General features: G+C 67.7%; 19 protein-coding genes and 1 tRNA gene. 7 read left to right on the top strand and 13 right to left on the bottom strand.

Annotated features, from left to right (window positions below; genetic code table 11):
• Nucleotides 1-23: 23 nt before the first annotated feature.
• The 6 genes from LR393_RS00445 to eccCa form a co-directional block, all read right to left on the bottom strand.
• Entirely contained in the window at nucleotides 24-992 is a 969-nt protein-coding gene (locus tag LR393_RS00445) for a hypothetical protein (protein WP_231480821.1), read from the bottom strand.
• Nucleotides 989-2,674, bottom strand: a complete 1,686-nt coding sequence (locus tag LR393_RS00440; RefSeq protein ID WP_231480820.1) for a right-handed parallel beta-helix repeat-containing protein — start codon at nucleotides 2,672-2,674, stop codon at nucleotides 989-991. The genes LR393_RS00445 and LR393_RS00440 overlap by 4 nt, the downstream gene beginning before the upstream one ends.
• 50 nt (nucleotides 2,675-2,724) lie before the next feature.
• Nucleotides 2,725-4,953, bottom strand: coding sequence for a hypothetical protein (locus tag LR393_RS34810; RefSeq protein ID WP_269326443.1), 2,229 nt, complete (start codon nucleotides 4,951-4,953; stop codon nucleotides 2,725-2,727).
• 12 nt (nucleotides 4,954-4,965) lie between these two features.
• Nucleotides 4,966-5,502 (bottom strand): hypothetical protein, encoded by a 537-nt coding sequence (locus LR393_RS00430; protein ID WP_231480819.1) that lies wholly within the window; start codon nucleotides 5,500-5,502, stop codon nucleotides 4,966-4,968.
• 163 nt (nucleotides 5,503-5,665) lie between these two features.
• A complete protein-coding gene (locus LR393_RS00425; RefSeq protein ID WP_231480818.1) occupies nucleotides 5,666-6,280 on the bottom strand; it encodes a hypothetical protein in 615 nt (204 codons plus the stop codon).
• A gap of 209 nt (nucleotides 6,281-6,489) precedes the next feature.
• Nucleotides 6,490-10,437: a type VII secretion protein EccCa gene (gene eccCa / locus LR393_RS00420; RefSeq protein WP_231480817.1), complete on the bottom strand. Its 3,948-nt coding sequence runs from the start codon at nucleotides 10,435-10,437 to the stop codon at nucleotides 6,490-6,492.
• 333 nt (nucleotides 10,438-10,770) lie between these two features.
• On the opposite strand from eccCa, the gene eccD reads away from it, so the two are divergent.
• The 4 genes from eccD to LR393_RS00400 all read left to right on the top strand — a co-directional run bounded on the left by eccD (nucleotide 10,771) and on the right by LR393_RS00400 (nucleotide 14,359).
• The gene (gene eccD / locus LR393_RS00415) at nucleotides 10,771-12,162 is read left to right on the top strand and encodes a type VII secretion integral membrane protein EccD (RefSeq protein ID WP_231480816.1); all 1,392 of its coding nucleotides are present in this window, start codon (nucleotides 10,771-10,773) and stop codon (nucleotides 12,160-12,162) included.
• The gene (gene eccB, locus LR393_RS00410; RefSeq protein WP_231480815.1) at nucleotides 12,162-13,589 is read left to right on the top strand and encodes a type VII secretion protein EccB; all 1,428 of its coding nucleotides are present in this window, start codon (nucleotides 12,162-12,164) and stop codon (nucleotides 13,587-13,589) included. Before eccD ends, eccB begins: the two co-directional genes overlap by 1 nt.
• 114 nt (nucleotides 13,590-13,703) lie before the next feature.
• Entirely contained in the window at nucleotides 13,704-14,042 is a 339-nt protein-coding gene (locus LR393_RS00405; RefSeq protein ID WP_231480814.1) for a WXG100 family type VII secretion target, read from the top strand.
• Nucleotides 14,043-14,071: 29 nt separating this feature from the next.
• Nucleotides 14,072-14,359: a WXG100 family type VII secretion target gene (locus LR393_RS00400; RefSeq protein WP_231480813.1), complete on the top strand. Its 288-nt coding sequence runs from the start codon at nucleotides 14,072-14,074 to the stop codon at nucleotides 14,357-14,359.
• Between the two features lie 64 nt (nucleotides 14,360-14,423).
• Here the strand turns inward: LR393_RS00400 and LR393_RS00395 are convergent, their stop codons facing one another.
• Together LR393_RS00395 and LR393_RS00390 are read right to left on the bottom strand one after the other, a co-directional pair.
• On the bottom strand, nucleotides 14,424-15,875 hold the full coding sequence (locus tag LR393_RS00395) for a S8 family serine peptidase (protein WP_231480812.1): 1,452 nt from the start codon (nucleotides 15,873-15,875) through the stop codon (nucleotides 14,424-14,426).
• 63 nt (nucleotides 15,876-15,938) lie between these two features.
• On the bottom strand, nucleotides 15,939-17,111 hold the full coding sequence (locus LR393_RS00390) for a type VII secretion protein EccE (protein ID WP_231481415.1): 1,173 nt from the start codon (nucleotides 17,109-17,111) through the stop codon (nucleotides 15,939-15,941).
• A 491-nt stretch (nucleotides 17,112-17,602) separates the two neighbouring features.
• Here LR393_RS00390 and LR393_RS00385 point away from each other — a divergent pair, with 491 nt between their 5' ends.
• Together LR393_RS00385 and LR393_RS00380 are read left to right on the top strand one after the other, a co-directional pair.
• Nucleotides 17,603-18,349 carry a FadR/GntR family transcriptional regulator gene (locus LR393_RS00385; RefSeq protein WP_231480811.1) on the top strand — a complete coding sequence of 249 codons (747 nt, stop codon included), beginning with the start codon at nucleotides 17,603-17,605 and terminating at the stop codon, nucleotides 18,347-18,349.
• 70 nt (nucleotides 18,350-18,419) lie between these two features.
• Nucleotides 18,420-18,494 (top strand) — tRNA-Arg (locus LR393_RS00380).
• A gap of 97 nt (nucleotides 18,495-18,591) precedes the next feature.
• Here LR393_RS00380 and LR393_RS00375 read toward each other — a convergent pair.
• From LR393_RS00375 to LR393_RS00360, 4 genes are all read right to left on the bottom strand, one after another.
• The gene (locus tag LR393_RS00375) at nucleotides 18,592-20,019 is read right to left on the bottom strand and encodes a tyrosine-type recombinase/integrase (protein WP_231480810.1); all 1,428 of its coding nucleotides are present in this window, start codon (nucleotides 20,017-20,019) and stop codon (nucleotides 18,592-18,594) included.
• Nucleotides 20,019-20,204: a helix-turn-helix transcriptional regulator gene (locus tag LR393_RS00370; RefSeq protein ID WP_231480809.1), complete on the bottom strand. Its 186-nt coding sequence runs from the start codon at nucleotides 20,202-20,204 to the stop codon at nucleotides 20,019-20,021. The genes LR393_RS00375 and LR393_RS00370 overlap by 1 nt, the downstream gene beginning before the upstream one ends.
• 92 nt (nucleotides 20,205-20,296) lie before the next feature.
• Nucleotides 20,297-21,409, bottom strand: a complete 1,113-nt coding sequence (locus LR393_RS00365; RefSeq protein WP_231480808.1) for an AAA family ATPase — start codon at nucleotides 21,407-21,409, stop codon at nucleotides 20,297-20,299.
• Nucleotides 21,406-22,404, bottom strand: coding sequence for a bifunctional DNA primase/polymerase (locus tag LR393_RS00360; RefSeq protein ID WP_231480807.1), 999 nt, complete (start codon nucleotides 22,402-22,404; stop codon nucleotides 21,406-21,408). The genes LR393_RS00365 and LR393_RS00360 overlap by 4 nt, the downstream gene beginning before the upstream one ends.
• 24 nt (nucleotides 22,405-22,428) lie before the next feature.
• Between LR393_RS00360 and LR393_RS00355 the strand changes: the two genes are divergently transcribed.
• Nucleotides 22,429-22,638: a hypothetical protein gene (locus LR393_RS00355; protein ID WP_231480806.1), complete on the top strand. Its 210-nt coding sequence runs from the start codon at nucleotides 22,429-22,431 to the stop codon at nucleotides 22,636-22,638.
• A gap of 59 nt (nucleotides 22,639-22,697) precedes the next feature.
• Here the strand turns inward: LR393_RS00355 and LR393_RS00350 are convergent, their stop codons facing one another.
• Nucleotides 22,698-22,994 (bottom strand): DnaJ-like cysteine-rich domain-containing protein, encoded by a 297-nt coding sequence (locus LR393_RS00350; RefSeq protein WP_231480805.1) that lies wholly within the window; start codon nucleotides 22,992-22,994, stop codon nucleotides 22,698-22,700.
• Nucleotides 22,995-23,193: the final 199 nt, after the last annotated feature.

Below are 23,193 nucleotides of genomic sequence, written 5' to 3'. Positions count from 1 at the left end.
GCAGGCATTGAACGGTGCCGGGTTCAATGCCACGGTAGGCCGAGCAGAGCCTCCTCACCTGGGGACTCCTCCACGCGCATCATCCGGGCGCGGCCGTCGGCGACCACGGCCACCGTGTCGTCGGACAGGCCGGTCAGCACGTCGGGGGTCAACTCGCCCACCAGACGGGTGGCGCACAGCCGCGCCGCGTCCTGCGCGCCGAGCCGGCCGGTGACCAGCAGCCCGCCCAGACGCAGGGCGGTGAGCACCTCGGGGCTGATCCGGGGGGTCAGCACCGCGTCGCAGCGCCAGCCCTCCTGGGACATCTCCTCGAAGGCGGTCGCCGGGTCCTCGTCGGCCGAGTGCAGCACGAACAGCGGCTCCGTCCCCGACCCACCCATCAGGAACGGGGCCTCGGCCGGCAGCACGGTGGTGCCGGTCCCGGTCTGCCCCAGCCGGGCGGCGAACTCCTCCCAGGCGCCGAGCGCGTCGGCCAGCACCACCGGGCGCGCCCCGGCGGCCGCGGCCCGCAGCAGCAGGAGACGGCCCAGCCGGTGCTGTCCGATGACGATCAGGCGGGCCGGGGTGGACCGGAACAGCGAGGCCCGCATCTGCGTGCCGTCGGTGCCCCGACCGATCAGGACGCCGGTGGGGGCGATCCGCCGGGTGAGCCCGGTGAGAGCTGCGGGGGTGGCGTCGTGCCAGTCCACACGTAAACGGTGGACGCGGGACCCGGGTCCCCGGCGTCGGCGGGCGTCGTTCGGGCGGTCCTGCAGTTCGGCTCGGCCGGTCGGCTGCGGCAGGTCGGGGACGGCACTCGGGATGCCACGCCGCCCGGCCTCGATCAGCTGCTCGGCGACCGCCCGGCTGACCCGCTGGGCGGAGGCGCGTCCCTCCTCCGTGGTGGCCCCGCGGGCCACCACGGAGGTCTCCGGCCGGCCGGAGACCTCCACCTCGGCCTCGGCCGGACGGGGCCGGCGAAGAGCGCGGCCGTTGCCCTCGTGCTCGCTCATCGGGGACCCGCCCCGTCGACGGCGCCGATCACGTCGAACAGGTCCTGCTCGTTCAGGGAACGCAGGTCGTCGAGCGTGGGCCGGACGGTGGCCCGGCGCAGGCGCTGCGCCTGGGCCTTGCGCATGCTCTCGAAGAGCTTGCGGGCCTCCCGGGCGTTACCGAAGTTGGGGTCGTGCGCGAGCCCCGCGAAGTAGCGGTGCAGCAGCGGCTGGGTGCCGGGGGTGAGCTGGTAGTCACCGGACGCGGTGATGCGTTCCATGATCAGCAACAGATCGTCAGGGGCATAGTTGGTGAACTCTACGGCCTTCGAGAACCGGGACGCCAGACCGGGGTTGGCATCCAGGAAGTCGGCCATCTCCTTGGTGTAACCGGCCACGATCACGGCGATCTCGTGGCGGTGGTCTTCCATCAGCTTGACCAGGGTGTCGATCGACTCCTGGCCGAAGTCGTTACTGCCGGCCGAGCGGGAGAGGGTGTACGCCTCGTCGATGAAGAGCACCCCGCCCATGGCCGCGTCGAACACCGAGGCGGTCTTCTCGGCGGTGTGCCCCAGGTACTGACCCACCAGGTCCCGCCGACTGACCTCCCGGAAACCGCCGCCCGGCAGTACCTTCAAGGCGCCGAGCAGCTTTCCGTAGATCCGCGCCACGGTGGTCTTACCGGTACCCGGAGCACCGGTGAAGATCAGGTTGTTGCTGCCCGCCGCGACGGAAAGACCTGCACTGCGGCGCCACTCGTTCACCTGGAGCTCGTCGATCAGGCCCCGCACCTCGGCCTTCACCTCGGTCAGGCCGACCATCGTGTCGAGCTCGGCGAGCAGCTTCTCGACGCCCTCGTCGGACTCCCCCGGGTCGCCGTAACCGCCACCGAGGCCGGACATGCCCTCGGCGCGCTCGCGGACCACCGGGTTGGCGTCCTCGTCGATGTCCAGTGCCGGACTGCCCGTGTTCTCCAGCGAGCACTCCTCCACCAGGCCGCCGCAGCCCTTGCCGAACGCGATGCCCGGGCCCTGGGTGTCGTGCACCTTGCAGCGGCGCAGGGTCGGCTCGCTGCGGTAGGCCACCGAGATGCCCTCTCCGCCGGTGCCGGAGATCTCGCAGCCCTCAATCGTCGGGCGGGCGAACTGGTAGACGTAGATCCCGCGGCTCCCGCAGCCACTCACCGTCGTCGCCCGGATCACCGGAGCGGCGCCGATCCTCACCAGCACACCGTCTTCCGCGATGTCAGTGATCGTGCAGTCGGTGACCGAGCCGTCCGCGTCCTCGATCAGCAAACCGAACAACGCATTCTCGACCGTGCACTTACGCAGATCGACGCGTCCACCATTGATGCTCACCCCCGCCGCCTGACGCGAACTGAGCGTGCAGCGCTCGACGCGCACCTGCGAACGCTCCGTCGAGAGAGCCGCCCCCTCACCGCCCCGCAGCGTCAGTCCTTCCAGCTGCACCCCTCCGTCGCGGCAGCTGATCGCCGGATGCGGCGCCCCGTCCGCGTCGATGACGACCGGGCCGCCGCCGGGCAGCGGGCGGATGGTCACGGTCTTGCCGTCCAGATGCAGCGCTTCCCGATAGGTGCCCTCGGCCACCTCGATGACCGCGTCCGTCGGGGCATCGCTCAGGGCGTCACCGATCGTGGTGTACGCGCCACGCCGGCCGGGGGCCACCTGGATCGTCCGTGCCATGTCTGCCGCTGCTCCGTCGCCGTTTCGGGGTTGCTACTGCTCATGCGCTTTCAGGAACCCGGAGTGCTGGGTCGCCGGTTCTCGGCCGCCAGGGCGTGTCCCCGATGCTGCGCCGCCTCTTCCTGCGCCGCGACGATCCGGTCGGGCACGTCGACCTGCCACTGCTCGGCCTCGATGTTCTCACCCCGCCGGGTAGTACGCCGAGCCCCTTCGGGCGCCAGCACCTCGGGAGCTGCGTGACCGCCCTTCAGCAGCTCGGGCAGGCCCGCCGGAGCAGCCTTCTCGGTCTCGATTCCCCCGAACGCCCGCCGCCCGGTCAGGTCCGGCTTGCGCTCGGCCGGGATCACGATCAGCTCATCACCGGTCTGCGGCCGTGAACGACGTCCTTCGAGCTCTTCCTCGACCCGGCGCTTCTTGCCCGGCCGGCCAAGACTGAACCCCGCACGACGACCAGGCTCCACCTTCGGACGCACCGGACCCAGCAACTGCTGAGGCATCTCCGGCATGTCACCCAGATACTCGGCACTGTCCTCGCGGTAACTCGGGCCCTTCTCGGCATCATCGTCGTCCTCGAGCCGACGGCCGTCCTTACGACCTGCGCCAAAACCGTTTTTCCCCTTAGCTTTTTGACCAGGACTACCAGGCATGCCACGACCGTTCGGGCTGCCACCGGAACCCGACATCCCACGGTCCGTGCCACCACCAGCGCCAGGAACTCCTCGACTGCCGGCACCACCACCGGGGTTACCACCCGAACCGATGCCACCGCGCATCGAATTGATGCCCCGAGTGCCTCCACCTCCGGACGGGAACGACGACGAACCGCCACCACCTCCGCCACCGAGACGCCCCAGCAACGAGTTACGCATGCCGGCACCACCGGGCAATCCCGACCGGCCACCCGGATCACCGGGAAAACCACTACCCCCGCCCGCGCCCCGGCCGAGCGGTGAACCCGGCACCCCACTGGCCGGATTCGACGGGAACGCGGACGGACGCCCGGCCCCACCATCGGGATCGAAGGCCGTGGGAGCGCCGAAACGCGTGGTGGGATTGCTGCTGGGCGAAGCTACCGGACCCGTCGGGGTATCCGTAGATGCTGGATTAGCCCGGATCACCGTGGGATTGGATGCCTGCGGCGTGCCGGTTCCCGTACCGGTGTTGCTGCCGGCACTCGCACCGGTATCGGTTCCAGTGCCTGTACCGGAGTTAGTGCCGGTGCCGTCGCCATTATTGACTGGGCGACCGACAACAGTTCCAGGAGTGGTCGTCCCGCCCGTACCCCCGGTTCCCTCGGAGCCACCATTGCCACCCGTCCCGCCGGTACCCCCGGTGCCGCCAGTGCCTTTCGGGTCGTCGCCCTTGGAGGTATCAGTGCCGTCATCAGTGGACGACCGCGGCCGATCCCTCGGGTCGGAGCTACGGTTCTTGGTATCATTGGGGGTGTTGTTCACGGTACGGCGAGTGTTGGTGCCGCCGTTATTGCGGTTGCTACCACCGCCGTTTCCGTTACCACCGGAACCATTGCTGTCCGACGAACTGGAGTTGTTCGAGGTTGAGTTCGGTACGGTCTTGGACGTAATGGGCCCCTGGTACTTATGGCCTTCATTCAACTGATGTGCATTGGCGACATAGCTATCACCGAGCGCATTCATGACAACTGCGGCTTGTTTCGTATAATTTTCAATGATTCGATTTAGTTCATTATTCAGCGCGTCAGCTTGACTCTGACCATCGGAACCGCTGGTCGTGGAGACAGCAGAGTCGTCGAGGAGGAGGCTCGCCCGCTCAATCTCCAACAACTTACTGTCAGATTCCTTCTGGTAATTTCTGTAGATCGTCTCGACGCGCTTCTTCGCATCATTCACCTCCTCCGCCATGATCTCTAGCGCGGTCTGGTTTCCTTGGGCATAGGTAATCCAGTCAGCCATTGACCAAGCGCTGGCGCCGACATGATAGAAGAAGTTTGCCGCCGCCTGTGTAACGGATGGATCCCAACCTCCTTCCATGGTGGCACCGGCTGCACGAAGTCCCGATCTCATTCCCTCAAGCATGGTGATGATCTGGCCCCACGAAGCCGCCGCTTGGGTGTATGTGGCCGAGTTCTGGGCGTCAGCAGCCGCTTTGATTTCTTCGATTTCAGAAAATGACCAGTCCGTGCGGCCCCAGTCCAGCCCGGACAAAGAAGTCGCGTTGCTGTAGAACTGGCCCCTCCTCTGGACATCGTCCTTCCCCAGTTGCTCTAGCTGGTAGCCCCAGTCGTCGCTCTGACCCGGCATACGCCACCTGCCTCAGTTGCCAGCGGGAGTGCCCGGTTCGGGCACCACTTCGATCGTCCTGCCGCTATTGGTCTCAAGCTCGAAGCCGTCGTCGCCGTACCCGGAGTCTTTTGTCGCAGGCATTAGATGCTGCCTGTTGTAAATATCCTCCTTACGGATAAGAATCTCTTCGGGGCTATTTCCAGGAGCGACATAATTATTTTCCTGAATCGGACCCAGGGCGTCGTCGATATTGCGCTGAGTGGCAGCATTTCCTTGGTCGCTGTTCACATAGGTCGCCGCACAATACTCGGCACCATTCCCTAAGCTTTCCAAGCCCACCACCGCGTCCGCCAACATTGACTGAACTGAGCCGGCCAGCTGCGCATGATAATCCGCGAATGTTCGGGCCTCGCGAAAGTTGGGTGCTTCGTTGAACATTGCCCCCGTGTATGCACTGAGATCCTCGGGGTGAACCCCCGCTGCTTCAGTGTGCTCCGCCGCCAGAGCCTTGACCGCTTTCGCGAACGTAGTCAGAGACTTCGGATCAACCTCAACTGCTCCGCCCATCCTGTTTCCCTCCCTCAGCGTACGACCATATGCCGGTCGATTTTCGATCTCTGGATTGCCCTTGCCGGGCCATCCAGAATTGAACCAATTTCCATATGAAGAGAACCAGCCAGCATGGCCCGTTCCCGCCCCCATGCCCTTCGCCCAGTCGCGCGCCCTTGCTCTAACGTATGTCCGAGGTTCTAATAGATCGATTCATGAATGGCCGCCAATCGGAAACCGAGTCCAGATCAGCTTGTGTCAATGTATGGACCTCCCCCACAGACGAAAGATCTGCTGGGTCCAAATCCGGGGTGAAGTTGGCATAACCAAGGTCAGTGAGCGAACGAGCAGTGATCAGGAAGTAGGCCAACCTGTTGTTCCGCTCCTCCCAAGTCGGTACAACGACAAGGTAGGTCACCCCCTCCAGCTCTTCGTCGGTGAACCACTTGATCCGCTTGGTCAGGACACTCGACTTCGTGACCTTCGCATATTGGACAGGACCGCGCATGGACCGGAAAAGCAATATCTCCCCGGCCAACGATGACATGACATCGCTCGGCGTCTTCTGTATGGCCTCGCTCGCCCCAGCGAGGACCTCGTCTGCCGGGGCACCGGTACGGGCGAAAACAGTGACCGTCGGCGATGCGCCCTTGGTACCCCCAGCGGCCGAAGTTTCTTCGGTTCCAGGAGTGGACGGCGCAGTGGTCGTCGTCGCCGAGCTGGTCGCTTTCGTATCGGCATCCGTCCCCGACGAACCCCCGCAAGCCGAAACCCCAAGCACCACGACCATCGTCACTGCGGCAGCATTCAACGCCCCCCGGTATCCAGCCCTCCGCCACGCAGCCACTGTCTCCGCACGATCGACGTCAAACACGTCGCCACCACACCGAGCCCACGTCAATCCTGGCGCTCAAGACTCTCCCCTCCCAGGACGTCGCGACCGCACTACAGGCCCCACCCTTACAACACTACCCAAAGCACCTGCGCCAGGTGATAAGTCTTTAATCACTCCACCGGCGGCAGCCAGGCCAGTTGCACCAGCTCCGTGCCCCTTTCCCGGTCCACCAGCCAGCCCCGCCCCGGCGGCTGCGCCGACGGGCGGACATTGCCGAGCAGGGCCCCCTCGTCACGCTGGCCGTTCAGGATCACCCCGGCCGATCCGATCTCCCGCAGGGCCATCGTCACCGGCTCGTACAGGGCCCGACCGGCACCACCGGCACGCCTCGCGATGATCAGGTGCAGGCCTACATCCCGGGCCTGGCCGACGAACTCCTGCAGCACTGCGAGCGGGTTGCCGCTGGCAGTGGCCACCAGCTCGTAGTCGTCGACGAGGACGAACAGTTCGGGGCCTCGCCACCAGCTGCGGTCACGCAGTTGTTCGGCCGTGACGTCGGGGCCGGGCAAGCGGGTGCGCAGGGCCTGGCCCACCTCGGCGAGGATCTCCTCGCTGCGGGCTGCTCCGGTGCCGTAGCCGATCAGGTGCGGCTCGGTGATGGCACCCAGCAGGCTGCGACGGTGGTCGATCACCACGATGCGCGCCTGCTCCGAGTCGTAGCGCTCGGTCAGTGCCTTGCCGAAGGCCCTCAGGAACGAGGTCTTGCCCGAGCGTGAGTCGCCGTAGAGCAGGAAGTGGGGGTCGGAGTCGAGGTCGAGGCGCACCACTTCGAGGTCGCTCTCGGCCACACCGATCGGGATTCCGCCCGGGACGCCCAGGTCCATTTCCTTGTAGGGGAACTCGGCGGGCAGCAGTCGGACGGGAGGTGCGGAGGGGCTGGACCAGTGCCGGGCGATCGAGGTCACCGTGTCGTTCACCGCGCTGGCCAGGTCGTCGGTGGTGTGGGCACCGTCGATCCGGGGCAGGGCGGCGAGGAAGTGGAAACGGTCGGGGGTGATGCCGCGACCCGGCGTGCCCTCCGGCACGTTCATCGCGGTGCGGCGGTCGAGCATGGAGTCGGCGATGTCACCCAGGCGCAGTTCCAGCCGGCTGCCGAACATGTCCCGGGCGGCGGGCCGCATCTCCATCCAGCGGCTGGCGGCGACCACCAGGTGCACGCCGTAGGTCAGACCTCGCGCGGCGACCTGCGTGATTACGGCTTCGAGGTCCTCGAAATCGCTGCGCAGGGTTGCCCAGCCATCGACGATCAGGAAAACATCGCCGAACACATCGTCCGTCATCTCACCGGACGCCCGCAGGCGCCGGTACTCCGTCATCGATTCGATGCCGCGCCGCGCGAACAGCTGTTCGCGCGCGGTCAGCACGGTCATCACCTCGGACACCGTGCGGCGGACCTTGCTGACGTCGAGACGACCGGCCACCCCACCCACGTGCGGCAGCCCGTTCATCGCGGAGAACGCACTACCGCCGAAGTCCAGCACGTAGAACTGGGTCTCGGCCGGTGTGTGGGTCAGGGCCAGGGAGAGCACCAGGTCACGCAGTACCGTGCTCTTACCGCTGCGCGGGCCACCGACCACCACCATGTGCCCACCACTGCCGGCCAGGTCCACCTCGAGCACGTCACGACGCTGCTCGAACGGCCGGTCGACGATGCCGATCCGGGCGACCAGCCCGGACGCCGCCCCGGAGGCGACCAGGCCCCGTCCGGGCTGGACCTCCAGCGGCGGCAGCAACTCGGCCAGGGACGGCGAATCGCCCAGCGGCGGCAGCCAGACCTGGTGCGCGGGATCGCCGTGACCTTCGAGGCGTCCCACCATGACGTCGAGAAGCGTTTCACCACCGGCGGACTCGTCGGACTCCAGCGGGACGTCCGGTTCCTGCCCGACGGCCGTCGTCGCGGGCGTGTACTGCGAGGTGAAGTCGATGATCGCCTGGGCCGCGACCGAGACCGGCCCGGTGTGGTCGTGCCGGTAGGTGCCCGACACGTAGGCGGCGCGGAAACGCACCAGCGGCTCGGTACCGAACTTGATGTACCCGTGACCGGGAGAGCGGGGCAGCTCGAACGCGTCCGAGGTTCCCAGCGCGATCCGGCTCTCCATCGCCGAGAACGTCCGCAGCGCGATCCGGTACGACAGGTGGGTGTCCAGGCCGCGCAGGCGGCCCTCCTCCAGACGCTGCGAGGCCAGCAGCAGATGCACACCGAGTGACCGGCCGAGCCGGCCGATCTGCACGAACATCTCGATGAAGTCGGGCTTGGCCGAGAGCAGTTCGGAGAACTCGTCACAGACGATCAGCAGGCTGGGCAACGGCGGCAGGGGTGCACCGGACACCCGCACCCGTTCGTAGTCGCGCTGCGAAGCGAAATTACCGGCCGCGCGGAGCAGTTCCTGGCGGCGCAGCAGCTCACCGTTGATCGCGTCGGTCATGCGGTCGACCAACGGCAGCTCGTCGGCCAGGTTGGTGATCACCGCGCTGGTGTGCGGGAGCCGGTCCAGCTTGGTGAAGGTCGCCCCACCCTTGAAGTCGATGAGGACGAAGTTGAGCACCTGGGAGTCGTGGGTGGCGGCGAGGGCCAGCACCAGGGTGCGCAGCAGCTCGGACTTGCCCGAGCCGGTCGCCCCGACGAGCAGTCCGTGCGGGCCCATGCCCTCCAGCGCCGATTCCTTCAGGTCCAGATCGATCTGCATACCCTCGGGCGAGACACCGATCGGCACCCGCAGACGGTCGCGGCTGGGCCGGGGCAACCAGGTGACGGAGGTGTCGAGCCGGGCGGCGTCACCGATACCGAGCAACTCGGTCAGGCCGAGGTCGGCGGACAGGCCGATGTCGCCGCGGGCCGCCAGCGTCATCCGCAACGGGGCGAGCTGCATCGCCAGTGCCTCGGCCTCGTGCGGGCTGAAGGTGTCGGCGGTGCCCATCTCACTGGTGGCGTTGAGCGTGGTGCTGCGCAGCTTGCCGTCGGCCTCGACGTCGAGCACCAGCGTGGCGTAGTCGAGCACCCGCGGCACCCCCCCGCGGAGGTCGAAGACCGTGACGCCCTCGATGCCCCCGTCGGTCATCAGGTGGTCGGAACCGGCCACGGCACCGCCGTCGAGCACGACCAGCACGTGCTGGCCGACCCGGCCGGACGCGGTGGAGGGGTCGAATCTCGGCCTGCGGCCGACGACATCGTCGAGCATGGCTTCGAGGCCTGTAACGCTGTCGGCGATCAAGCGCAAGGGACCAAGGGCATCAGTGCGGTCCGGGTGCTGTGCGTGCGGCAGCCACTTCGCGAATTCCCAGTCGGCGCGGCGATCTGGGGCCACGCACACGGCCACGATCAGGTCGTCCGGAGCGTGAAGCGCTACGGCCTGCGCAAGCAGCGCCCGCACCATCGACCGGGCCCGGTCACCGTCACCACGCACGTGGATACGGGAGAAGCCGTCGAGCGCCATCACCACCGGCAGGTCGGGGACCACCGCGTACGAGCGGATGAAACGGCGCAGTGCGGCTGCACACATCGGCTCGAGCTGATCAAGAGGCTTGGTCTGCGGCGGAATCAGTGCGGTGGCTAGTTCCTGGGGACCGAGACCGATCCGGATCATGCCGAAATCCCCGTCCGCGGGACGCCTCTCCCACAGCCGGGGGCCATCGGGGAACGACCACAGCGAATCCGGTGCCGGGTAGCGGTAGTGCAGGGCACTGCGCTGCTGCACGATGATGCGCCGGACCCGGGCCCGCTGATGCGAGAGATACCGCATGTACTCCGCGCGCGCGGCCCGCATCGTCTGCTTGTTGCGCCCACCGCTGTACAGCATCTGGGCGCCGATCATGCCGATCGCCGAGAGCCCGAACAGGCCACCGGCGACATACATCAGCGGGCTGCTACTACTGCGGTTGGACGTGTACATCAGCGCCATCGCCGCCGAGCCGGCCAGCATCGGCATGACCATGAGCATCTGCATCCAGGCGCGACCCTCCGACTGGAGGATCTCCGGCGGCGCCTCAAGAACGATCTCCCCGGACGGGTACTCCGGTTCTGGGCGCCGCGCGGCACGCTTCATCACCACGGTCGCCATGCCCTGCCCCCTCCCTCAGCCGAATACGCGCGCCCCACACCGACGAGGGGACGCGGGGCACGGCCATCATGTTGCACGACGACGGACGGGAGTTGCACCGAACGCGTCGTTCTCGAGTCACGAAAGAAACTAGAGGCCCAGACCAGGCCTCCAGATACGCTGTCACCCCAATGTGTTCCAGTGCACGTACATTTCAGTAAACCTAACCGAAAATTGATGCATCCCTAAGGAACTGCCCCTTGCATTAACTGTATTCAAGTAGTTCAGTGATGCGTCCGGGGTGGGGGGCACCGCGGCACACGTCAGACCGACCCAGGGGCGGAAGTAAGCAGCATGACAGCCATCACGGACCGCCTCGGCCTCGCCCGCGTGGTGGTGATGACACCGAAGCGTCGCCTGACTGTGGCTCTACCAGAACAGGTTCCGGTGTCCTCCCTACTGCCCGGCCTGCTCCGGCAGGGCGGTGACGACCTGGCGATCGATGGCCTCACCACCGGCGGATGGACATTACGCCGCGTCGACGGTACGCCACTCGACGTAACCGTAGGACTCGCGCCGCAAGGTATTCACGACGGCGAGATGCTCTGCCTGGTTCCCGTCCACCAGGAATGGCCCGAGCCCGACTTCGACGACGTCGTGGACGCCATCGCGGACGGCGCCCGGCGGGCCCAGCGGGTCTGGACCCCCTCAGCCACCCGCACCTGTGGACTTGCTGTGACCGTCGGCACCGTTCTGCTGATCACGGCCCTGCTTCTGCTCACTCCCGGTGCGGCCTACGGATCGGGTCTGGTCCTGATCGGTCTGGCCATCGTCCTGACCGCGGGCGGCACCTTCCTGTCCCGGGCCCTTTCCGACGCCGGCGCGGGTGCCGTCGTCGCGGCCCCGGCCACACTCGTCGCCCTGGCCGGCGGGGTCCTGCTCACCCAGGGCGAGGACCGGCCCTGGTTCAGCCCGGCCCACCTGATGATCGGCTCGGCGGCGATGCTCCTCATCGCCGTGGCGGCCATGATCGGCGTCGCCGATGTGCGCCGGGTCTTCGTCGGGGCGATCTTCGCCGCGCTCGGTGGCATCGCCGGTGCGGCCCTGGCCATGAACTCCCCCGGCACCGTCGGTGCGGCCGCTCTGCTCGGCACCGCGGTCCTGCTCATCAGCCCGGCCTACCCGATACTTTCGGTGCGGATGGGCCAGGTTCCGCTACCGTCCGTGCCCCGCGACATCCATGACCTGCGCACGGCCGACACCGGTCCCTCGTTCCAGGACACCGTCGACCGCGTGACCCGCGCCACCGACATCCTCACCGGTCTGCTGCTCGGCACCGCGGTCATCACCCTGGCCTGCATCGTGGTGCTGTCCGTGGACGGATCGACGGTCCCGTTGATCCTGGCGGGTGTCATCTCGGCCGCCCACCTGCTGCGCGCCCGCATGCTCGTCTCCGCTCAGCAGCGGTTACTGCCGCTCGTCAGCGGCCTGGTCGGTCTCGCGATCACCACGACCGGTCTGACGATGGGTATGGACGATCAGAAGCGGCTCTTCTCGGTGGTGCCGGTACTGATCGTCTTCGCCGTCGGCTCCTGCGTGGTGGCGCTCGTCCACAGCCGGCGGGCCCCGTCGCCCCGCCTCGGGCGGTGGGCCGACATCTTCGACATCGTGCTGACCCTCGCGGCCGCGCCGCTCGCGGCCAGCGCGCTCGGCCTGTTCTCGTACATGCGCGGGCTGGCCGGCTAATGGTTTCCCGACGAGACCTTCTCGACAGCTACCAGTTTGCCGCCCGGCGGGTGGTCAGCGCCACCGTGGCGCAGGAGACCGACCCCACCGAGTGGCCCTACCGGAGGCTCGGCGGCGCCGGTTTCGCCGCCGTGCTGATCACTGTCGTGGCGCTGGCCGGGGCCGGGGTCTGGGGCCTGATCCGCCCGGGCGGCAAGACCTCCTGGGAAGACGGCAAGTCCGTGGTCGTGGTCAAGGAGACCGGCGCCACCTACTACTACGACGCGACCGCCCAGCGTCTCTACCCGACGCCGAACTTCGCGTCCGCCGCTCTGCTCGCCGGCACCAGTACCAAGACCTCCACCTCCACCAAGTCACTCACCAAGGCATCGCGCGGGCCGGAACTCGGCATTGTCGGTGCACCCAGCAACCTGCCCTCGAGCTCAGATCTGGTCAGCCCTCCGTGGTCGCAGTGCACGCAGCAGGTGAGTATCAGTGGGCACGAGGTCAGCCGGACCTGGATGGTGGTCGGCAAACGACCGGGCACCGGCGACGCCCTCACCGACAACGCCATCCTGGTGCGTGACACCACCGACAACGGGCTTTCCCTGATCTGGCACAACACCCGCTACCAGATCCGCGACGCCGACGTCGTCACCAGCGTGCTGGGCACGGCCGACGGCTCCTACGCGCTCGCGGGTGACTCCTGGTTGCAGTCACTTCCGGCCGGCAAGCCGATCGCTCCCATCACCCTGTCCGGCACGAAGTCGGCCAGTAGGGCCATGAGCGGGGCACGCGTCGGAGAGGTTCGATCGGTCGACAACGGTTCGAGGACACAGCATTACCTCGTCACCGCGAACCACCTCGTGCCGATCACCGAGCTCCAGGCCAAGATTCAGGAAGCCTCCACCGGTGACGCACCCAGGGCCGCTACGGCCGGCGCTGTCGCCGCGGCCGACAGGTCTGAGGGTGCTCTGCCCAGTTCGACCGATCCGCCGGCCACGATCCCGACCCTCATCAGTCCCGGCCAGGCGAGCAGCGTCATGTGCGCCACCTGGGACGACGGCGATTTCACTCCGACGGTGTACCTGAACAGCGAGGTCCCGGTCGAGAGCGGTATCGACACCAAGGCAGTCTCCGGCTCGTCCACTGCTCTCGCCGACCGGGTCTGGGTGCAGCCGGGCAAGGCGACGCTGGTGCACTCTCAGCCCTCGCCTGAGACGCCGGCTGACAGTGGACCCCTGTATCTGGTCACGGATCAGGGTCTGCGATATGCCATTCCCACGAGCACTGCGCAGTCGGCCCTGGGTCTTGGCGGAGTCGAAACCTATTCACTTCCGGCCTCGCTCGTGGCCCGCGTCCCCGAAGGCCCGTCTCTGGACCCGGACGTGGCCCGGGCCGCGTTGCAGCGACAAGAGGAGATGAACGACATGGTCGCCGGATCGTGATGTCCGGACTGACCTGCGATTACGATCTTCTGGGGAAAGGCTTTTCACCCCAGAGCGCGTTTGTTCGCTCAGAACAGGCGACGGTCAACGAGATATAACGGATGGAGACAAGGCATGAGCGTAGGCTCCGGTCAGCTGAAGGCCGATCTTGACGTCCTGGGTGGCGTCTCCTCGAAGATGGTGGGTGACTACGAAAGCCTGCGGTCAGCCATCCAGACCCTGCGCGGCGAGGCCGACTCCCACTCCGCGAGCTGGAGTGGTGAGGCCAAGAACGCCTGGGTCACCGCCATGGAAGGCGTGAACACCGCCTGGGACAAGCTCAACGTGGTCCTCGACGAGATTGCCACCAACATCAACACCTCGAGCGGCGAGTACGGCAACACCGACACCACGGGTGCGGCTGCTCAGAAGCAGATTCCGACGAGCGACATCACGTCGGCCCTGATCCGCTGATCCACTTTTCCTAGGAGGGGGAAATACCAATGATTGCTTACAACTTCGGCGACCTGCAGGAGCTCTCAGGAGCCATCGGCAAGGCGCACTCCAGCGTCGACTCGCTCAAGGGTGACGTGAAGTCGTCGTCCGGGCAGCTCGCTGCGGACTGGAGCGGTTCGGCCAGCGAGAGCTGGGACACCGTGCAGACGAAGTGGGATTCGGCCTGTGACAACCTGGTCTCGGCGCTGAACCAGCTCTCGCGCACTGTTCTCGCGAACTCCGACGACATGTCGGCCACCGAGGCCCGTAACGCTGGGCTGTTCGGCGGCGCCTGATCTACACGTCAGTTGCGGCGGTCCCGGAGGTTCCGGGGCCGCCGCTTCTGCTGTGGGCCGGAGGTCAGCTGCGATTCGCCTCGGGCAGGGCGAACGGCGACTCCTCCTCGAGCGGGATCTCGGGCCGGGGGCGGGTGGTGGCAGCTGGTTCGGCCCGGCCCGGCACCCATGAACGGCGGCGTCCCCGGGGCAGTGCCAGGGCGATGATCGCCAGTAGCACCACGGTCCCGACCACGAGCCCCGCCAGCTTGAACGCCTGGTTCTGGGCCTGTTCACGAGCCTTCTCGGTGCGTACGGCGACCGGGTCGACCGTGGGCACCGCCGCACCGGCGATCTGCTGTGCTGAAGCCACCGACGCGCGCTCGGTGATCGCTCGATACGGGTTGACCAGCCCGGCCCCGTAGGCCAGGTCCGACGATCCCGTCGGCATCGGATCGGCCGTCGCGGCAAGGCGCCTGGCGATCTCGTCGGGCGTCATCGCGGGAGAGGTCTGGCGCACCAGGGCAACCGTCCCGGCCACCACCCCGGCTGCCAGGCTGGTTCCGCTGTACTGCTGCTGCCCACTGGCCAGAGCACTGGCGATCACTGCCTCGCCGGGTGCCACCACGTCCACTGCTGAACTGACCGCGGAAGTGCCTGCCACGGTGAAGTCCTGGGCGAGCGAACCGACTCCGATGACGCCGGGGTAGGCCGCCGGGTAGGTGAGCGGGTCGGACGGCAGGTCGGCGTTGTGGATGTCGCCTACGGCCGCGACTACCGGAATGCCACGCCGTAGCGCGTACTGCACGGCCTTCTTCAGGTTCTTGTCCGCGTCGTCGCCCCGGAAGGAGGACGAGACCTCAATGACCGTGGCCCCGTTCTGCGCCGCCCAGATGATGCCCTTCGCCACCCGGACCGGGTTGGTGCCTTCCGTGCCCTCGGGACCGGTTGCCGGAACCGCCGGCGTCACTCGCACCGGCATGATCTCGGCCTGGGGCGCCATCCCCCGGAAGCCAGCTGTTTTTGACTGATCGGCAACGATCATCGAGGCCACTCCGGTGCCGTGCGGGAGACAGTCCGCGTACCCGCCGAGCACCCCTCCGCCCCGGGTCACGTCGTAACCGCTCTGCACCCGGCCCTTCAGCTGGCTGTTACCGATGTCGACCCCGGAGTCGACGATCGCCACGACCTGTCCACTGCCGTTCGCCAGCGGAGCCAGCCGTTCGGGCGAGATCCACTTCTGCTGCCAGGGAACGGCGCTGATGTCCGAACCAGGTTTTCCCACATTCGTGCACGGCGGTTTCGTGGGCCTGGCAGGCTTCTTCTTTTTCGCAGACTTCTGGCTGGGCTTCTTCTTCGCCGTCTTCCTGTTGTCGTTATCGGCGGTCTGCACCGCACCGGTCGCCGTCTGACCGACGAAGGCCTGCTGTCCGGTGGAGGCCAGGGCCACTCCGGAAGGGCCTGCCATCACGGCGGAGACACCGAGAACCGCGGCGGCGCACACCCCCGCCCATCGAACCGAACGCGTCCTGTTCACGGCCCCCCTCAACGACCCGGACAACCCCACTACGCTACGACATCGCCTGGTAGGCGAAACCTCTCACCCGATGCCGCCACCGCTGGGCGCGCTGGCGTAGGCGGCCGGACCCTGCTCGGCGTCCAGCCGCTGCAGTTCGGCCTGGAGCTGGTCGGACACCTGGTAGACCGTGTCCACGACGCTCTCGAACTCGGTGATCTCCGCGGAGATCCGCACCAGGCAACGCATCCGCGTCGTCTTCGGCCCCGGCTCCAGCAGGATGCTCACGTTGGTGAACGCGGCCGGCACCAGGGCGAGAGCGTCGAGCAGCAGGCGGGGTTCACCCTCGGCCGGCCAGGAGCGCACCCAGAACGTCACGTGGTTGAGCCGGCCTGTGCGCAGTCGTTCCCAGTCCTCCACCGGCTCGATCGCGCCGTCCACCCCGCACGAACGCGTCAGGGCCTCGACCACGCCCTCGGTGTCGAGAACCCGCCACGACACGCGGGTCGTGCGCTTCAGCAGGCTCTCGATCCGGCGGACCAGGGTGAGCAGGACGTCAGGGGGCGAGACCTCGGCGCTGCGGGCCTGTTCGGCCAGCGCGGTGGCGTCCAGCCGGACAGCGACCCAGGTGGTGACCTGCCGGGCCGTAGGACCGAACTCGGGCGCGCCCAGGGCCTGGGCGCGGGCGGCACCGACGGACGAGGGCACGGTGCGGGTGACCACCTGGACCCGCACACCGGGGATGTCGGACTCGGCGACCAGCTGGGCCATCCGGTCGAGCGGCGGGCCGGGCACGGTGTCGGCGAGATGTTCGGACGAACCGACGCACTCGAGCACGACGAACCAGCCCGCCCGGTCCCCGGCAATACCGACCGGGAGACCGTCGGCGGTCTCTCCCGGGGCCACATCGAGACCGGGAGCGACCGCCCGCAGCGCGGTGACGCGGGGGTCGGGGTGCTTGGGACTACGGCCCCGGATGCGGCGTTTCAGGCCCCAGCTGAGCATCTGCCACTCGGCGGCCCAGCGGCGCTGCTGGCGGCGGAAGGTGAGCAGCACGACAGCCAGGCCGGCGACAGCCACACCCGCCATCGGCATCGGGCCGAGACCGTACGCCGCTGCCACGCCGATCAGCACCACCTCGAGTACCAGAAGCTGGGCGAGATGCAGCCGGCCGACGCGGTGTGGACGGTTGTGGAGCGGCAAGCCTTCCAGGACAGCATCCTGCGGCTGCTCCGACGGCACTGCTGATGAAACCATGCTCACCTGCCACATCGTACGAGGTCAGGGCTCAGCTGGATGACGGACGAATAACGTTCTGGCCGCCGAGGACCCCCAACGACGCCTTTCGCGTTACACATCCATCTACGTCGGAGCAGCCTCATGCTCACCATGAGTCTTCCAGCGCCCACTTTGAGACACCGAAGAACTCCGGCCCCCAAAACACCTGCGTAACCGCATTCGGCCGGTGCGCGAAATCCCCGGAGCAGCGGCGGCATCCGGACGACGCGGCACGGGAGCGCCCGTCTCCCCACCCAGCCGAACCGCGAACCGGCCGATAGGCCGGGCGGCGACCGGAACGTCCTTCATCGGCGACGGGCACCCCCGGAACGTGGCAGTCTTGAGGCACCAGCAGGTCTCCCGCGTCAAGTACCGGCGGGAAGTGACCGGCCTGTTCCGACCTGGACGGCGTTCGGCACGGCACCACGACAGGTATTACCCGGTTATCAGCGATGGGTAGGTTCCAAGCGATGTCAGCCCCGGTGAGTGAGGCTCCCAGTTCGCTGCGCACCACCCGGCGAGCCGGTCTCATCGACCAGGTCATCGAGCAGCTCCGCACCCAGATCACTTCGGGCGCCTGGGCCGTCGGCGAACGCATCCCGACCGAGACCGAGCTCTCCCAGCTCACCGCCACCAGTCGCAACACGGTCCGTGAGGCCGTGCAGTCCCTGGTCCACGCCGGACTGCTGGAGCGACGCCAGGGCTCGGGCACTTATGTCCTGGCCGCGAGCGAGCTTGCGGGGGCCGTCAGCCGGCGGGTGGCCGGAGCGCGACGGCTCGACGTGCTCGAGGTCCGCCGCACGCTGGAGGTCGGCGCAGCCCGGCTCGCCGCCTCCCGACGCACCCCGGCCGACATCACCCTGCTGCGTGAGCTCCATGCCGACCGGCAGAAGGCCCGCGACTCGGGTGACGTGGACGAGCTCGTGGTCAGCGACGTCAGCCTGCACCGCGCGATCGTGCAGGCCTCACACAACCCGGTGATGATCGATCTCTACGAGAACCTGGTCGACGCCCTGCAGGAGAACGTCCGGTTCAATGTCGCGGTGATCGCTCCCGGCGACGACGACCACCACGCCCTGGTCGATGCCGTGATCGTGGGTGACGCCGAGGCGGCGGCCGCCGAGGCCGCGGCCTTCCTCGACGCCCTGATCGCGGGCAGCGACAAGGAGGACGGGGTGGTCACCCCGGATCTCGACGGCCGGCGGGGCGCCGAGTAAGCCCCAGACGCTCCAGCGGCAACGCATTGGCGGTCGGGGGCGCCGGACTGCTAGTCTCGGGAACACCCGAGCCCCCGTAGCTCAGGGGATAGAGCGTCGCCCTCCGGAGGCGAAAGCGCAGGTTCGAATCCTGCCGGGGGCACCACCGCAAGACCGGCCAAAACAAGCCGCTGACCAGGCAGTATCCCGGTCAGCGGCTTTCGTTTTGAGTCCGGCCGTGTCCGGCCGTAGGCAGCTGCTAACTAGCGTTTGTCCCCAATGCGTTCCCACGTCCTCCCCAATGCGTTCCCAAGTTTTTGGGCGCCGGCGGCCCCTCCGAGGGCTGTCTCGACTCGGCGTTGCAGCTCGGCCTCTCCCCCGTCCAAGCACTTGGCGTAGATCTTCAGCAGCACCTCGACCGAGTGGCCGGCCCACTCGGCGACCTGGGTCGGCGGCACCCCGCCGTTGAGCCACGTGGACACCGCCGCGTGCCTCAGGTCGTACGGAACCGCCGCCAGCGGCGAGGCAGCCACCTCGGCCGTGAAAGCGTCCTTACGAGCCCAACTCCACACCCGGTGGACCGTTCCCACCGGCAGCTCGCTCCGGTTCCTCTCGCCCCAGAACAGCCGCCCGCCGGTGCCCTTGCCGTAGAGCTTGACGTGCTCGTGGATCAGGAGGGTCAGCTGAGGCGGGATCGGCACCGTGCGCGTCTCTCCCCGATCCCGTTGCTTCAGGTGCCGGCGGTCGCGGTTCTCGCCGCTGTTGGTCCAGCCCTTGCCCGCGTAGGGCTCCGCCGACTCGATCGTCATCGAGCCCCAGCCTTCCGAGGGCAGAGTCAGGTTCGACAGCTTGAGCGCCACGGCCTCTTCCGGCCGCAGAGCGGCGTAGTACAGGCATCCGTAGAAGGCGACCATGTGCCGGCCCCAACGCCCCTGCCTACGAACGCTGTCGAGCAGCGTCGCGGCCTGCCTCGGGTTGGCCACCCGCCGGCGGTCGACCGATCCCGCCGACTTGGGCGCCGTCCACTTCAGCTTCGGAATCGGATTAGTGGCGAGTAGCTTTCGCTCCACCGCGTATTCCAGGGACGTCCCGAAGATCTTCCGCCGACGGGTGACAACGCTGGTCGCCATCGGCTCACCGTCGAGCTTGAGCGTGAGCCCGTTGAGCACTCCTCGGAGCGTTTCCGGCATGGCCAGGGCTGCAACCGGCCGACTGTTCCGCTTCACCCAGGCCAGGGCCGCGCGGCTCTCCTCCGGCATCTCCGGGTCGGCACGCTTCACCGTGTTGAACGCCCAGACCCGCAGAGCGGTACGGATCACCTTCGGATCAGGTCCGTCCGCCGTCTTCAGCATGAGCATGGTGATGGCAGTCATTGCCTCGGCGTGCGTGCGCCTTGTCGTCGCCGCGACATGCGGCCACTTCAGGTCGACGAATTGACAGGCGTGGTCGTACCACTTCTCATCCGCGCTCACTCGGTCCATCGAAAGCGGCCGACCACTGAGGACGCTGAATGCCTCTCCCTTGCGGGCAGCTGACATGAGGTCCGATCGGAAGCTCTCGGCCAGGGCCGAGGTACGGAAGGGTTCCTTCCACCGGCGACCCGCCACAGCCCACAGCACCCGATAGGTGGTGACCCGCGTTCCCCGGTAGACGTCGATCTTCCAGATCCGGACGTCGTAGGTCGTTTCCATCAGGCAGCCTCTTCCAGGGATTCGAGCCAATCGGCGAAATCAACTCGGCGAATGCGCAATTCGCCGTTAGGGAGCTTGATGCAGCGGGGCCCGCGACGCTTCGCGCGCCATTCATAGAAGGTCGAGCGGCCGATACCAAGCTCTTGACAGAGCTCGAACACGGTGAGGGTTGGGCGTCCTGCCACGGGTGGCTCCTTCGGTTCACCTGCGGATGGTGCGGTGCCGGATGGGGACAGTTGTCGAGGGGTGTCCCCGCTTGGATCAGCGTTTCTCCTGGTCAGATCGATTCGGGGACACCGGGGACAGGAGGGACACCCCCACCCGGGGTGTCCCCGTCGATCCCGGGGAACGGGGTCGATCCCGGCATCGGAGCGGTGTACTTGCCACCGGTGGCCGGCCAGATCTGCCCGGCGTCACTCATGCGCTGCATCGTCTTCTTGACCGTCTCGACCTTCGCACCCGTGATCTCAGCAACCGCGGTGGGGCCGAGCGGTTTAGCGCTCTCTCGGAGGGTTTTCAGGATCGCGGCGCGGGTGTCGCCGAGCTTGACCTCATCGGCCGGCCGGTCGATCTTCAGCCAATGCCCGGTGTTCTGGTCATGGGTGAGAGCGATCTCGGTCTCTTCGACGTCTCGCCCCGTGATCGAAAGCGTGCCGTCAGCCTGGCCTCTCGGTCGCTTGAGAATCAGAGTGGCGTCAGCGGCACCGGCGATCCCGTTGGTGCCGCTCACCTCCTGGAGGAAGTCGTCGCTTCCAGCCTTACGCACGTGATGAATCAGGACGATGGCAATGCCGTAGCGGTCGGCGATCTTCTTGATCCGGCCCACGGCGGCGTAGTCCGCGTCATAGGCCGACAGAGACGGCGAGGCCGGGCCTCGGACCTTGGCGAACACATCGATGCCGATCATCCGGGCGTCGGGGTGCTCGTCGAGCCAGGCGGCGATCGCCACGTCACCGCCGGCGGGCATGGTGGGCCACTCGGTCGCCAGGTGCAGATCGGGCGGGGCCGGCTGATCGCCGAGCAGCTGCCCCATCCGGGCCTTGAGCCGACGCGGGGTGTCTTCCAGCGCCAGGTAGAGCACCGGCCCCTTGCGGACCGGGATCGTGCCGAGGGCCTTGCCACCCGAGGCGACAGCCAGGCACGTAGACAGCAGCCACCACGACTTCGCCACCTTCGGGGGTCCGGCCAGCAGCGAGACGCCTTCGCAGATGATCCCGGGAATGGCCCACTTCGGGGGCGGGAACTCGGTGTCCATCACCTCCGAGGCGGTCCACAGCCGAGGGCGCCAGACCTGCGGATGCTTGGGGTCTACGGCCTGGAGGTGACGGCCGGACGAGTTCGTGAATGTCTCGGGCGCCTCCGGCGCGTTGTCGGGGATCTGGTCGTTCATGCGACGGCTCCGTGGCTCAAGGTGGTTCCGGGCAGGGTGCGGGGGCGATCGGCGCCAGCGCTCAGGCCGGAGGTGATGGTGCGGTGGGCCTCGGCCTCGCTCTGCCCCACGGCGATGGCAGCAGGCAGCAGCTCGGCCCGGACTGTTTCAGCCGTTAGAGCCCCGCCGGCCACAAGCTGACCGAGCTGAACAGCGGCCCCGTACAACGCCCGGTTGTGCTGGCCCGGACCCGAAGTCTGGATCGCCTCGGCGGCTCGGCTGAGAGCGGCTTCCAGGTAGGCGCGTACCCGGCCGGTGCCGGCCAGCAGACGAACCGGGGTCGGTCCTTGGACCGGCAGGGGCCGAGGGGTCAGCGCCTCGCCCAACCACTCCGGCAGTGGTTCGGCTTGGCTCTGGCCGTACTCGGTCACGTACTCCCGGCCGGCCACAGTCGTGGGCGGAGCTACGACGTAGCCGCCGTGGGCACGGGTGTCGATCAGCCACCCCAGACTCCCGGCGGTGCATCGCAACCGAGCCCCGGTCGGCGGGGTGAAGTACAGGTGCAGACCACCGGAACCGGTACGGACCGTGTGGGTATCCCAAGGCACCGGTTGCCCGGCCCGCCGGCACAGCAGGGCGAACACGTCGGCGCCGTCGGCGATCCCGGGCTCTTCCCACTCGACCGGCGGCCGGGCGGCTCCGGGCCGGCCGGTCTTGGGCTGGTCCAGATCGATCACCAGCAGCCCGGAGGGGCCGGTGGCAATCCCGATCCCGTATGTCGCCGAGGTCCAGGCCGCGGTGATCCTCGCGGGGTCGGTAGTGGCGCGTTCCTCCCACGACACGTGCCGCTCCGCCCGGCGGCAACGCGGGTCGCGTCCGGTGCAGCGGGCCTCGGCGTGGTCGGGGAACGCCGGGCGCTTGTCCCTCGGCCGTAGCGGGAAGACGTGCCAACCGCGTTCGGCGTACTCCAGCGCGGCGGCGAGCAACCGACCTCGGTCGCCCGGGATGCGGTTCATGAGCTGGTCGGTACCGTCCGCCTTATGAGCGATGACCGATCCGAGGTGAGCCCCCGACTGTGGCGTTGGATGCTCATCAGCGCCGTTACGGGCGAACTGGGGATCGTGCTGATCGCCTTGGACCGTTTCCTCAGCGGCGACACCAGCGCCGGCCTCTGGCGCCTGCTGACCTTCCTTGGTCTCGGCGTTGTGTTCGCTAGCGTGCTGCGCCGGAGTCGGCCCGGCGGTTCGTGACCCGCTCATCGTGATTCCTTGTGGTGTCTGGGTGGTTTGGGTCTGGCAGATCGGCCGGGTCACCACCGGCGCCTCCGGCGGGGAGTCAGGGGACGCGGGTCGCCAGGAATGTTGGACCACCGGTTGTGCGGGTCGGTGTTGAAGAATTCCAAGACCTTTCGGCCCGGGCGGACGGCGCGGCCGGTGCCGGCGCATCGAGTGCACTGGCGAAACCCGCCACCCGTGATCCGGTTGTGCCGCACGCCTCGGCCCCCGCAGCGCTTGCAGGGCCGGAACGGGAAGATCAACACGACCAGGACGTACAACAGCGCGTAACCGATCGCGGCGAGGATGACGAACGCGGCGAGGGTGCTCACGACTACCTCCGAACCCCATCAGCAGGGGCGTTGGGCGGTTCTGGGCAGGGTTAGCCGCACCGGTGGCGAGTTAGGTTTCTAACCCGCCACCCGTGAGCGGCGATATCTGGTCTGAGCTGCGAGAAGTTCGGAGTTAACCCGGTTAGATCGGTGCTGGTCAGTGCCCCGAAACCGGCTCCTGAGGGGGCGTCACGCCCGG

This window comes from Kineosporia mesophila (assembly GCF_021129235.1).
GTDB lineage: Bacteria > Actinomycetota > Actinomycetes > Actinomycetales > Kineosporiaceae > Kineosporia > Kineosporia mesophila.
The sequence above is the reverse complement of the archived record's forward strand: the minus strand, read 5'-3'. Positions and strand labels throughout refer to the sequence as shown.